The sequence below is a fragment of the Roseovarius halophilus (ex Wu et al. 2025) genome, assembly GCF_047086965.1.
Genome location: NZ_JBKOTX010000175.1, coordinates 1 through 11,303, shown reverse-complemented (window position 1 = coordinate 11,303; position 11,303 = coordinate 1). Strand labels below are relative to the sequence as shown.

General features: G+C 69.0%; 12 protein-coding genes and 2 pseudogenes. 4 read left to right on the top strand and 10 right to left on the bottom strand.

What is annotated here, in order from left to right:
• Nucleotides 1-473 (top strand): annotated as a pseudogene (locus ACH107_RS25095) (hypothetical protein); the annotation flags it as partial.
• A gap of 67 nt (nt 474-540) precedes the next feature.
• On the opposite strand, the gene ACH107_RS25090 reads toward ACH107_RS25095, so the two are convergent.
• From ACH107_RS25090 to ubiA, 3 genes are read right to left on the bottom strand one after another with little or no spacing between them, the layout of a single operon-like run.
• Nucleotides 541-855, bottom strand: a complete 315-nt coding sequence (locus ACH107_RS25090; protein ID WP_310691493.1) for a hypothetical protein — start codon at nt 853-855, stop codon at nt 541-543.
• Entirely contained in the window at nt 852-2,756 is a 1,905-nt protein-coding gene (locus ACH107_RS25085; protein WP_412508292.1) for an OmpA family protein, read from the bottom strand. The genes ACH107_RS25090 and ACH107_RS25085 overlap by 4 nt, the downstream gene beginning before the upstream one ends.
• Before the next feature lie 57 nt (nt 2,757-2,813).
• Entirely contained in the window at nt 2,814-3,779 is a 966-nt protein-coding gene (ubiA, locus tag ACH107_RS25080; protein ID WP_412508290.1) for a 4-hydroxybenzoate octaprenyltransferase, read from the bottom strand.
• An 11-nt stretch (nt 3,780-3,790) separates the two neighbouring features.
• Between ubiA and ACH107_RS25075 the strand changes: the two genes are divergently transcribed.
• The 3 genes from ACH107_RS25075 (at nt 3,791) to ACH107_RS25065 (ending at nt 6,481) form a co-directional block, all read left to right on the top strand.
• On the top strand, nt 3,791-4,507 hold the full coding sequence (locus ACH107_RS25075) for a 16S rRNA (uracil(1498)-N(3))-methyltransferase (protein WP_412508289.1): 717 nt from the start codon (nt 3,791-3,793) through the stop codon (nt 4,505-4,507).
• Entirely contained in the window at nt 4,507-5,013 is a 507-nt protein-coding gene (locus ACH107_RS25070; protein WP_310691489.1) for a hypothetical protein, read from the top strand. The genes ACH107_RS25075 and ACH107_RS25070 overlap by 1 nt, the downstream gene beginning before the upstream one ends.
• Before the next feature lie 97 nt (nt 5,014-5,110).
• Entirely contained in the window at nt 5,111-6,481 is a 1,371-nt protein-coding gene (locus tag ACH107_RS25065) for a glutamate--cysteine ligase (RefSeq protein WP_412508288.1), read from the top strand.
• A 27-nt stretch (nt 6,482-6,508) separates the two neighbouring features.
• Here the strand turns inward: ACH107_RS25065 and plsY are convergent, their stop codons facing one another.
• The 7 genes and pseudogenes from plsY to ACH107_RS25030 form a co-directional block, all read right to left on the bottom strand.
• Nucleotides 6,509-7,117, bottom strand: a complete 609-nt coding sequence (plsY, locus tag ACH107_RS25060) for a glycerol-3-phosphate 1-O-acyltransferase PlsY (protein WP_310691487.1) — start codon at nt 7,115-7,117, stop codon at nt 6,509-6,511.
• Between the two features lie 72 nt (nt 7,118-7,189).
• Nucleotides 7,190-8,461, bottom strand: a complete 1,272-nt coding sequence (pyrC, locus tag ACH107_RS25055; RefSeq protein ID WP_412508286.1) for a dihydroorotase — start codon at nt 8,459-8,461, stop codon at nt 7,190-7,192.
• Between the two features lies 1 nt (nt 8,462).
• Nucleotides 8,463-8,897, bottom strand: coding sequence for a hypothetical protein (locus ACH107_RS25050; protein WP_412508284.1), 435 nt, complete (start codon nt 8,895-8,897; stop codon nt 8,463-8,465).
• Nucleotides 8,894-9,463: a hypothetical protein gene (locus ACH107_RS25045; protein ID WP_310691484.1), complete on the bottom strand. Its 570-nt coding sequence runs from the start codon at nt 9,461-9,463 to the stop codon at nt 8,894-8,896. Before ACH107_RS25045 ends, ACH107_RS25050 begins: the two co-directional genes overlap by 4 nt.
• Nucleotides 9,460-9,891 carry a hypothetical protein gene (locus ACH107_RS25040; protein WP_412508283.1) on the bottom strand — a complete coding sequence of 144 codons (432 nt, stop codon included), beginning with the start codon at nt 9,889-9,891 and terminating at the stop codon, nt 9,460-9,462. The genes ACH107_RS25045 and ACH107_RS25040 overlap by 4 nt, the downstream gene beginning before the upstream one ends.
• Complete coding sequence (locus ACH107_RS25035; protein WP_310691482.1) at nt 9,888-10,850, bottom strand: aspartate carbamoyltransferase catalytic subunit; 963 nt, start codon at nt 10,848-10,850, stop codon at nt 9,888-9,890. Before ACH107_RS25035 ends, ACH107_RS25040 begins: the two co-directional genes overlap by 4 nt.
• A gap of 377 nt (nt 10,851-11,227) precedes the next feature.
• Nucleotides 11,228-11,303: pseudogene (locus ACH107_RS25030) on the bottom strand (ribonuclease III); the annotation flags it as partial.

Below are 11,303 nucleotides of genomic sequence, written 5' to 3'. Positions count from 1 at the left end.
AACGCCTGCGCGGCCAGGACAGCGCCGCCCCGCAGGACCCTGCAGCGACGACCGCGACGGCTTCGGCCACGGGCACCGCCCGACCCGAACCCGACCAGAGCCGCCGCGACCTGCTGCCCGACATCGACGAGATCAACGCGACCCTGCGGACGGACGATGCCGCCGACACGCCGCTGCCCGAAACCACCGAGGTGCCGCGCCGCGCCGGCGGGGGGCGGGCCGGGTTCCTGCTGGTGGTGCTGCTGGCCGTGCTGGCCGCGCTGGTCTACACTTTCGCGGCACAGATCGGCGCGGCGGTGCCGGAACTGGCCGATCCAATGGCGGCCTATGTCGCGCAGGTCAACGACTGGCGGCTCTGGCTGGACCTCAAGCTGCAGGATCTCATGGCCGCAATCGAGGGCACAGGGGGCGCCCCCGCGCCGGACACGCCCCCGGATGCGGCACCCGAGACCCCGGACTCGCCGCCGGAATGATTGCCCAGACTTCAGTAGGCGCGCGGCCGCGTTCTGTCCGCAAGCGCACCGCCGTGCCCTCTTTCGGCTATCCTTCCAGCCGGGCGCGCAGGCCGTCGGCCTCGGCGCGCGCGGCGCGCAGTCCGTCCATGGCGGCGCGCAGCTCCGCCTCGGTCTGGGCCAGCTGATTGGTCATCTCGGCTTCGCGCTGCTGCAGGTAGGTGATCGCCTGGTCGCGTGTCTCCTCGGCCTCGTGCAGGGCCTGGGCCATCTTGTCCAGTTCGCCCACGTCCGATTTGCTGACCCGCGTGAAGCGGTTGACCAGCCAGTTCGCGAACCATCCCAGCGCGAAGGCCACGAACAACACGATCGCCGTGGCGATGATGAACTCGGTTCTGTTCATTCGTCTTCTCCCGTCGCGGCATCCTCGCCGCTATCATCACCGGCGTCTTCATCATCATCCGACGCGTCTTCCCCAGCCTCGCCCGCCTCATCGGCCTCGATCAAGGAGAACTCGATCCGGCGGTTGGCCTCGCGGCCCTCTTCGGTGTCGTTGTCGGCAATCGGGTTCGCCTCGCCGTAACCGACGGCACGGAAACTCGAGGTCGGCACCCGGCGCATCCGCAGGGCGGCAAGCACCGCTTCCGCGCGCTGCTGCGACAGGCGCTGGTTCATTTCCTCGCGGCCCTGGCTGTCGGTATAGCCGGCAATCTCGATGCCCAGGTCGGCACAGCGACGCAGGATGTCGGCGATGCCGTCCACGACTGATATGGCAGGCCCGGAAATCGTGGCCGATCCCGGCTCGAAGGTGATCTTTCGTTCCGCGGTGACGGCCTGTATCTGCGCGAGGCATTCGGCGTCCGTGGGCAGTGCATCTATGGGGTCCGGGTCCTCGACATGGGCGACTTCGATCTCGAAGTCCTGGTCGTTGCCCAGCTTGTCGATCAACAGGCGCGACACCTTGCCATCGGCCTCCACGTCGCCGGAGTTACCGCGCACGGCGACGCGGCCGGGCTCGACCACGACTGCCCCGTTGGACAGCATCGACAGCGCCTCGATCCCGGCCAGAACCCGCACGCTCCAGCTCTCGGGCAAGCCGTCGACGACGCGGGTGCTCATGGTGATGTCATCGGAGCCGAACCGGGCGCGCGCGTAATTCTGCGCCGTGGTATTGAGCAGCGCATCCGAGATCCGCCCACGCAGTTGTACCAAGCCCTCGGGGCTCAGCGTGGCGACGAATTGGGGCGGGCCTTCGGGTTCGTCCTCGGGCGCCTCCGGCAGCACCGCCTCGAGCGCGAAAAGTTCCGGTAGGGCGTTTTGCAGCGCCCCGGCGACCTCGTCGAAGCGGCCTTCGGCCGTTTCCGGTGGGGCGACAAGCGTAACATCGGCATCCGAGAGCGTGACGGTGCCGCCGCCGAGGTCAGCCACGGCCCCGATGGCAAGCTCGACCGCCTGCGCCCAAGTGCCCGAGGGCGCCCCCAGCGCGACTGTGCAGCCGATACGGCCCTCGGCCCCGGCGGCGCGGGCGGCGGCGATGATCCGTTCTTCGGCAGCACGCGTGTCGGCAACGCAGCTTTCGAATCGCGCCTCCTCGGCGTCGAGCACGAAGCGCGTCGTGAAGGGCGAAATCACCGGCCGTGGCGCCATGATCGCCAGCGACACCTCGACGCCGTCAGGCCGGTCACGGGCCAGGTTGGCTTCAATCCGGGCCTTCTCGGTGTCGGACTCGACGATCGCCTCGATCGTGACGAGGCCCGCGCGCACCGAGACCTTGGATCTGGGCAAGGCCGACAGCGCGCGCAGCGCGTAATCGACCGAGCCCCCCCAGCCGTCTGGCCTGGGATAATCGGCGCTCTCGAGCAGGTCCGCCACTCGGTCGGGGTCCCCGGCGAGCTGGGCAAGCCGATCGTTCAGCGCCGCGCGGTCCGAGCCGGCCGGGATCAACCCGATGATCGATATGCCGCTGTCGTTGCGCAGGATTTCCATGGAAAAATCCGGCGGCGCGATCCCGGTGGGGTCCACCACCGACATGTTGTCGATGACGCGGCTGGCGTCGACCTGCGCGCCCGCTATGGAAAGGGCACGGAACCGCTTGGCCTCGCTGCCCGCTTCGCCTTCCAGCACGACCTGCAGTCCGTCCCCGATAACCGAGGCGAAGTCCAGGTCGCGCTCTTCCAGCGCGGCTTGCACGGCGGCGACCGACGTGCGTTCGACGGTCTGAACCGCAACACGTGCGGCGAGCACACACAGGCCCGCCGCAACGGCGAAGACGGCAAGACGAATGAACAGCTGCGACAGACGCATGAGGCCTCGACCAGGGCAGGATCGCCATTGCATAGGCCCTCACCCGGCGAGGTTCAATCACAGCATCAGGGCGACGGCGAAAAACGGCAGGGCGATCAGGCCCGCATCCCGGTTGGAGCGGAACAGCCGCAACAGCCGGGGGGAATCCGCGGGATCGAAGCCACGCAGTTGCCACATCAGGTGCCAGCCCATGGCCCAGGGCCCGCCCAGCGCCACCACCAGCGCCAGGACCGATCGGTCGATGCCGGCGAGGATCACCGCCAGCGCCATCAGACTGACAGTGGCCACCAGGAACCGGCGCAGCCAGCGCGGCGTGGTCTCTCCGAACAGCCGCGCGGTGGACTTGACCCCGATCAGCGCATCATCCTCGGCGTCCTGGTGGGCATAGACGGTGTCATAGAACAGCGTCCAGCCGATCCCCGCGAGGTAGAGCGCCACGGCCGGCCAGCCGAGGCTGCCCGCATGGGCGGTATAGGCCAGCAACGCGCCCCAGTTGAAGGCCAGCCCCAGAAAGATCTGCGGCCACCAGGTGAACCGCTTGGCGAAGGGATAGACGCAGACCGGCCCCAGCGCCAGAATGCCCAGCAGGATCGCATTGAGGTTGAAGGTCAGCAGGATCAGCAGCGCCACGAAACTCTGCAACGCCATCCAGCCCAGCGCGCCGCGCACCCCGACCTGCCCCGACGGGATCGGCCGCGAGCGGGTGCGGTCCACGCTGCCGTCGATGTCGCGGTCGGTGATATCGTTCCAGGTGCAGCCCGCCCCGCGCATCAGGAAGGCGCCCAAGGCGCAGCCCAGCGCGATCCAGAGGTCGCCCCAGCCAGCGCGCCCGGTCTGCAGCATCGCCAGCGCCAGCCCCCACCAGCACGGCAGCAGCAGCAGCCATGTCCCGATGGGCCGGTCGGCGCGGCTCAACCGCAGGTAGGGCCGCGTTTGCATGGGCGCGCGTCGGTCCACCCAGTTGCCCTGATAGGCATCGGCGACGGTTCCATCCTGCTCTGGCGTCTCGGGCGTCCCGGTCATACTGTCCCCGCATGTCGAAAGTCAGGCTTTATGTAGATCACCCGCTGGGGGCGGGGCAAACCATTCTCCTCGAACGCGACCAGGCGCATTACCTCTTTGGCGTGATGCGGCTGGGGGCGGGGGCCGTCCTGTCGCTGTTCAACGGGCGTGACGGCGAATGGGACGCGGACGTCACCGAAGCCGCCAAGCGGCGCGGCAGGCTTACATGCGTGAGGCAGACGCGCGCCCTCCAAGAGCCGCCAGACCTCTGGCTGCTTTTTGCGCCGATCAAGAAGGCCCGCACGGATTTCATCGTCGAGAAGGCCACCGAGATGGGCGCGCGGCGCATCTGCCCGGTTCTGAGTGATTTCACCAACTCCGAGCGGGTCCGGGTGGACCGCCTGCAGGCTCACGCGGTCGAGGCGGCCGAGCAATGCGGCGGCACCTTCTTACCGGAGGTCGCCGCGCCCGTGAAACTGGGCCGCCTGCTCGAGGATTGGGACAGCGCCCGCGCGCTGATGTTCTGCGACGAGACGCGACTGGGCGCGGCGGTGGCGCTGCCCGACGCCCTGCGCGCGCCGGCGGCCATCCTGATCGGCCCCGAGGGCGGCTTTTCGCCGCGCGAACGCGACCGCCTGCAAGCGATGGACTGCGCCACCGGCGTCTCGCTCGGCCCCCGCATCCTGCGGGCCGATACGGCGGCGGTGGCCGCGCTGACCCTCTGGCAAAGCGCGCTGGGGGATTGGTGATGCGCCCCGAGATCAAGGCCCTGCTGCTGCGCTGGCGCGAGGCGCTGATCGGGCTGGGCGTGGCGACGCTGGGGCTCTACTGGGGGCTGGCCGCCTTCGGCATCCTGCAATGGCTGGGATGGGCGGTTGTCATGGCGGGATTGGCGCTGGTGCTCACCGGCATCCAGCGCGGGCGCTTTCGCCGCGCGGGCGACGGGCCGGGGATCGTCACGGTGCGCGAAGGGCGCGTCGCCTACATGGGCCCCGAGGCGGGCGGGATCATGGACATGGGCTCCCTTGCCAGGCTGGAACTGCACCCCGGCGGCCCCGACTGGGTGCTGGTGGGCGAGGACGGCAGCCGCCTTGCGATTCCGGCAGATGCGCGCGGCGCCGACGGACTATTCGATGTCTTCGCCGCCCTGCCCGGGGTCGGGCTCGATCACCTGCTGCACGCGCTGGACCACCCCAGCCCGCAGGCGCGCACGCTCTGGACCCGCGAGGCATCCCATGCGCGTCGGTTGCGCTGACCCGCGCGAAAACGCGCAGACCCCGTGCATTGACTTGCCCCGCTGCGCGATGCACCAAGCCCGCTGAACATCACAGAAACAAGAGGGGCGCGCGCCCATGTCCATTCCCCAGACCGGCGGCGGCCCCATCGAGAGCCAAGACGAGCTTGCCGCCTATCTCGAAGCGGGCTGCAAGCCCAAGGCAGACTGGCGCATCGGCACCGAGCACGAGAAGTTCGGCTATTGCACCGAGACCCTGCGGCCCCTGCCCTATGACGGCGAACGCTCGATCAAGGCGATGCTGGAAGGGCTGCGCTTTCGCTATGACTGGGCGCCGGTCTTCGAGGGCGAGAACATCGTCGGGCTGGAAAAGGACGGCGCCAATGTCTCGCTCGAACCGGGCGGGCAGCTGGAACTGTCGGGCGCGCCGCTGGAGACCATCCACCAGACCTGCGACGAGGTGAACACCCACCTGCGCGAGGTCAAGGACATCGCCGACGAGATCGGCGCGGGCTTCATCGGCCTGGGTGCCGCCCCGATCTGGACACATGACGAGATGCCGATGATGCCCAAGGGGCGCTACCGTCTGATGACCGATTACATGGGCCGGGTCGGCACCCACGGCACCCAGATGATGTATCGGACCTGCACGGTGCAGGTGAACCTCGACTTCGGGTCCGAGGCGGACATGGTCCGGAAACTGCGGGTTGCCCTGGCCCTGCAACCTGTGGCCACGGCACTGTTCGCCAATTCGCCCTTCTTCGAGGGCACGGTAAACGGCCACAAAAGCTGGCGCAGCCGCATCTGGCGCGACCTCGACGCGGACCGGACCGGGATGCTCCCCTTCGTTTTCGAACAGGGCATGGGGTTCGAGCGCTGGGTCGACTACGCGCTCGATGTGCCGATGTATTTCGTCTACCGCGACGGCAAGTATATCGACGCCCTGGGCCAGTCCTTCCGCGATTTCCTGAATGGCAAGCTGCCCGCCCTGCCCGGCGAAACCCCGACCCTGTCGGATTGGGCCGATCACCTGACCACCATCTTTCCCGAGGCCCGGATCAAGAAATTCATCGAGATGCGTGGCGCCGATGGCGGCCCCTGGCGGCGGCTCTGCGCCCTGCCCGCCTTCTGGGTCGGGCTGATGTACGACCAGGGCGCCCTGGATGCCGCCTGGGACCTCGTCAAGGACTGGGATGCCGAGACGCGCGAGGCCTGGCGGGTCGAGGCCGCGGTCCACGGGCTACAGGCCAAGGTTGGCGGGCGCACCATGCAGGACCTGGCCAAGGATGTCGTCGACATCGCCCGCGGCGGGTTGAAGGCCCGCGCCCGGCCCGGGCTGGGCGGGATGGTGGTGGACGAGCGTCACTTCCTGCACGCGCTGGAAGACACGATCGAGACGGGACGGACCCCGGCGGATGAACTGCTCGAGGCCTATCACGGGGCATGGGGCGGCGACCTGACCCGTATCTACAAGGAGTTCAGCTACTGAGCACGCCGCTCGGGTACGAGCCGCGTGTCACGATTTCTGCCCGATCCGCTTCTCGGTGCCGTTCAGAATGCGCCGGATATTGTCCGCGTGCCGCCAGAAGATCACCAGCGCAAGGACAAGGCACAGCATCCCCAGATCTGGCCGCCCCAGCGCAGCCGCCCAGAGCGGGCCCAGCACGGCCGCCACCAGCGCCGAAAGCGACGAGATGCGGGACAGCGCCGCCGTGGCCGCCCATGTGGCGCAGGCCGCGAGACCCAGCGGCCAGGCCAGCGCCAGCAGCGTGCCGAGGAAAGTGGCCACCCCCTTGCCGCCGCGAAAGCGCAGCCAGACCGGGAAGCAGTGGCCCAGGAAGGCGGCCAGCCCGGCCAGTTGCACCGCGTCCCCCGCGACGAAGGCACGGGCCAGCAGCACCGCGATGGCCCCCTTGCCCGCGTCCAGGGCGAGGGTCAGGGCCGCCGCCACCTTGTTGCCGGTGCGCAGGACATTAGTGGCACCGATATTGCCCGAGCCGATCCGGCGCAGGTCACCCAACCCGAAAAGGCGCGCCATAAGCAGCCCCGCCGAGACCGAGCCCACGAGATAGCCAATCGCCGCCCAGAGGCCGAGCACGGAAGGGGAACTCACGATCTCTGGCATGGTCCCTCCCTGGGGTCGGCGGGCGCTGCCTGAACGCAGCGCAGGCGCCCCGTCCACGGGGCGCGCCCCGCCTCAGCCGTAAACACGCTGCCCCCCCGACCAGGTGCCCAGCACCTTGCCTTGCAGGATGGCCCCGTCAAAGGGCGTGTTGCGGGATTTCGACTGCAGCGTGGCCCGGTCCAGCCGGGTGCTGGCATCCGGATCGAACAGCACCAGGTCGGCGGGTGCCCCCCCGACCAGGCGGCCACTGTTCAGCCCCAGCCGCGCCGAGGGGTTCAGCGACAGCGCCCGGAACAGCTGCGGTAGGCTGAGCGCCCCCGCATGGACCAGCCGCAGCGCCGCCGGAAGCAGGGTTTCCAGGCCGACCGCGCCGCTGGCGGCCTCCTCGAAGGGCAGGCGCTTGGATTCCTCGTCCTGCGGGGTGTGCATGGACGAGATGATGTCGATCAGCCCCGCGCCCAGGGCCTCGACCACCGCCTGGCGGTCATCCTCGGCGCGCAGCGGCGGCTTGAGCTTGAAGAAGCTGCGGTAGTCGGCCACGTCCAACTCGTTGAGTGTCAGGTGATGCACCCCGACCCCGGCGGTGATGTTCAGCCCGTTGCGCTTGGCCCGCTCCAGCGCCGGCAGGGCGCGCGCCGTTGTGATCTGGTCGGCATGATAAGTCGCGCCGGTCATCTCCAGCAGGGCGATGTCGCGGTCCAGCCCCATCCGCTCGGCCATGGGCGACACGCCGGGCAGGCCGCGCAGCGAGGCGAACTTGCCGCTGGTCACCGCCGCCCCCGCCGAGAGGCCCGGCTCCTGAACGTGGCCGATCACCAGCGCATCGAGCGACCTTGCGTAGGTCAGCGCCCGGGCGAAGACCCGCGTGTCCGTCACCACCCGGTCGGCATCCGAAAAGGCCACGGCGCCTGCGTCCATCAGAAAGCCGATCTCGGTCATCTCGCGGCCCTCGCGACCCTTGGTCAGGGCGGCCATGGGCAGCACCGTGACCGGCGTGTCGGCACTGGCCCGGCGCTCGACGAATTCCAGCGTCTCGGGCGTGTCGATGGCAGGCTGCGTATCGGGGCGCGTCACGATGGTGGTCACCCCCCCGGCGACGGCTGCCCGGCCCGCGCTGGCAAAGCTCTCCTTGTGGCGCTCGCCCGGCTCGGAGACCTTCACGCCGATGTCCACGATCCCGGGGGCGAGGCAAGCGCCGCCCGCGTCCACCCGGACCGCCTCGATCCCGGCGGTGTCGCCGGTGATGACATCGCGGATGCACCCGGCCTCGACAAGCACCGCGCCCGGGGTCTCGGTGCCCGCCTCGGGGTCGATCAGCCGGGCGTTCTCGATCAGCGTTTTCATCTCAGCCCCCTTTCGCCCGGTCCAACTGTGCCATGACCGCGGGCGCGTCGGCCTGGTACTTGATCAGGTGCTTGTCGCCGCCGCGGGTGACGATCTGAACCGCCGATCCCAGCCGCCGCACTTTGTCGATCGCGCACAACGCGATGTCGCGGCCCGCCGGGCCCAGCAGGCGGCGGTCGGTCAGATCCCAGCGCACGCCCATCTCGTCGCTCAGGACATACCATCCGCGCAGGGCGATGGCCGCAAGACCACCGATGGCACCGGTCCAGACATGCGGGTTGCCGAAGGCCCAGAGCACGGCCATCCCGCCCAGCATGGCGACCACGGCCATCCAGGCCATATCCCGCCAGTAGGTCATGCGGTCTGCCGTGAAACTGGCCCGCACCTTTTCGTCCGGCGCCAGATCGACCGTGGGTGTCAGTTCATAATCGCTCATGCCGCCACCCAGAGCATCAGACCCACCACGAGGAACAGAACCAGCAAGGCGATCGTCGCGATCCGCCCGGACATGGCCGCGTCCGAGGGGCGCTTGTCCAGGGGGTCTTCGACCGACGCGGCAGGGGTTTCGGCGGCGTCGGACCGCAGCGGCGCGCGCAGCGTGAACGTCACCGTCTCGGTGTAGCGGCCTACCAGCGTCAGCGGCGCCTTGGGCTCCAGCCGGTCGATGCCATCGGCCAGCGCGCCCGAAAAGACCAGCAGAACCGGCCCCGTCAGCGCGTCGAGCCGCGCGCGGTCGGGGTCCACACTGACCGCGTCCATGCCATTCGCCTCGATCAGGTAATCGGCCATTCCATAACCCGCGAGGGTCTCGGCCATGAACAGTTCCACGTGCGACGGGGCCAGCCGCCCGGCTCCGACGGCCTCCATCAGCGGCGACAGGCACCCGTTGGCGCCTTCCGGAGCCTTGCCGCGGAAGGCGTCCAGGTCAGACTCGGGCAGGTCGACGGAGAAGACCCAAACGCTGCGGACCGAGGCCGCCGGTATCGCCAGTTGATCGCTCATGCTGCCTCCTTTGCCGCGCTGTTGATCGCCTGCGCCAGGGCCGACCTGTCGGGCGCATAGGAGAGGTCCAGTCGCCGCACCGGCCCGCGCGGGCAGGTCACCCGCACCCCGTGGAGGCGCGGCCTGGCCTGTTCCACATCCGACATCGCAACCTCTTCGCCCCCTTGCAGAATGATGCGCCGCCGGGTGATCCAGGCGCGGTGACGTCCCAGGCGGACCCGTTCCTGTAGCAGGATCAAGCAGGTCAGGAAGACAGGCAAGGCAGGCCAGAAACTGTCGGGAAAAGCCGCCGCGAAGGCCACCACCGGAAGCAACGTCAGCCCCAGCGCCACAAGCGCCGTCCCCTGGAAGGACCGCAGCGAAGGCACATGGTCGAAGATCACCTCTTCCCCTTCCTGCAGGGCCGGGCCGCCGGCACTGGCCGTCACACCATCACCCCGGCGGCCTCGGCCCCGCGGCGGGCGCGCAGATTACGCGCCAGAAGATCCATGGCAGCCATGCGCACGGCGACGCCCATCTCGACCTGTTCCTGGATCACGCTGCGGTTGATGTCGTCGGCGATGGTTCCGTCGATCTCGACCCCGCGGTTCATCGGGCCGGGGTGCATGACGATGGCGTCCTCCCTTGCATAGGCCAGCTTCTCGGCGTCCAGCCCGTAGCGGTGGAAATACTCGCGTTCCGAGGGGATGAAACCGCCGTCCATGCGTTCGCGCTGAAGGCGCAGCATCATCACCACGTCCACGTCGCGCAGCCCCTCGGCCATGTCATGGTAGACCTCGACGCCGAAGTCCTCGATCTGCGCGGGCATCAGCGTGGGCGGCCCGACAAGCCGCAGACGATTTTCCATCTTGCCCAGCAACAGGATGTTGGATCGCGCCACGCGGCTGTGCGCGATATCGCCGCAGATGGCGATGGACAGCCGGTGCAGACGGCCATGGTGGCGGCGGATGGTCAGCGCATCCAGCAGCGCCTGGGTTGGGTGCTCGTGGCGCCCGTCCCCGGCGTTGAGCACCGCGCATTCGACCTTTTGCGACAGAAGGTCAACCGCGCCGGACTGCGGGTGCCGCACCACGAGCAGATCGGGCCGCATCGCATTGAGGGTGAGCGCGGTGTCGATCAGCGTCTCGCCCTTTTTCACCGAACTGGCCTGCATGGCCATGTTCATCACGTCCGCGCCCAGTCGCGTCCCGGCGATCTCGAAGCTCGCCTGGGTGCGGGTGGAGTTCTCGAAGAACATGTTGATCTGGGTCAGCCCTTCCAGAACGTCGCGATGGGCGCGGCCCTCGCGGTTGTGCTCGGCATATTGATCGGCGAGGTTCAGGAGACTGGTGATATCGGCGGGCGAGAGATGCTCGATCCCCAGAAGGTGCTCCGCGCGGAAGGTCATGGCCGCTCCCCTTGTCGGTGCCGTGGGCGTGACTGCGGGGGTTATAGGTGTGGCCCGTCCCGGGGGCAAGCGCGGCATGGCTTTTGCCGGCTGTCGCGGGGGAGTAGGGTACCGCCATGGAATCGGCACTGGATTACTGGACGGCAAAGGCGCTTCTCGATTGGCAGATCGAGATGGGCGCGGACGAGGCCATCGGGGACACGGCGCTGAACCGCTATGACCTGCCGGACACCGCGCCCCCCGCCGCGGCCGCGGCGAAAGCTGCGACGCCGCAGGCAGAGGCCGCGGCCCCCGAGACCGGGGCCACGCCAGGCCCGGGGGATGCCGTCGCCGCCGCGCGACAGGCCGCGCAGGCCGCGCAGGACCTCGCGGGGTTGCACCGCCTCCATGGCGTCACCCAGAAGGGCCTGCTTGCGCCGGCCGCCTGACATCATTTCGGAACGGCCGAGTTTC

Excerpts from the sequence above, each read along its gene's own strand:
- ACH107_RS25090 (WP_310691493.1), bottom strand. The coding sequence starts at position 855 with ATGAACAGAACCGAGTTCATCATCGCCACGGCGATCGTGTTGTTCGTG.
- ACH107_RS25085 (WP_412508292.1), bottom strand. The coding sequence starts at position 2,756 with ATGCGTCTGTCGCAGCTGTTCATTCGTCTTGCCGTCTTCGCCGTTGCG.
- ubiA (WP_412508290.1), bottom strand. The coding sequence starts at position 3,779 with ATGACCGGGACGCCCGAGACGCCAGAGCAGGATGGAACCGTCGCCGAT.
- ACH107_RS25075 (WP_412508289.1), top strand. The coding sequence starts at position 3,791 with ATGTCGAAAGTCAGGCTTTATGTAGATCACCCGCTGGGGGCGGGGCAA.
- ACH107_RS25070 (WP_310691489.1), top strand. The coding sequence starts at position 4,507 with ATGCGCCCCGAGATCAAGGCCCTGCTGCTGCGCTGGCGCGAGGCGCTG.
- ACH107_RS25065 (WP_412508288.1), top strand. The coding sequence starts at position 5,111 with ATGTCCATTCCCCAGACCGGCGGCGGCCCCATCGAGAGCCAAGACGAG.
- plsY (WP_310691487.1), bottom strand. The coding sequence starts at position 7,117 with ATGCCAGAGATCGTGAGTTCCCCTTCCGTGCTCGGCCTCTGGGCGGCG.
- pyrC (WP_412508286.1), bottom strand. The coding sequence starts at position 8,461 with ATGAAAACGCTGATCGAGAACGCCCGGCTGATCGACCCCGAGGCGGGC.
- ACH107_RS25050 (WP_412508284.1), bottom strand. The coding sequence starts at position 8,897 with ATGAGCGATTATGAACTGACACCCACGGTCGATCTGGCGCCGGACGAA.
- ACH107_RS25045 (WP_310691484.1), bottom strand. The coding sequence starts at position 9,463 with ATGAGCGATCAACTGGCGATACCGGCGGCCTCGGTCCGCAGCGTTTGG.
- ACH107_RS25035 (WP_310691482.1), bottom strand. The coding sequence starts at position 10,850 with ATGACCTTCCGCGCGGAGCACCTTCTGGGGATCGAGCATCTCTCGCCC.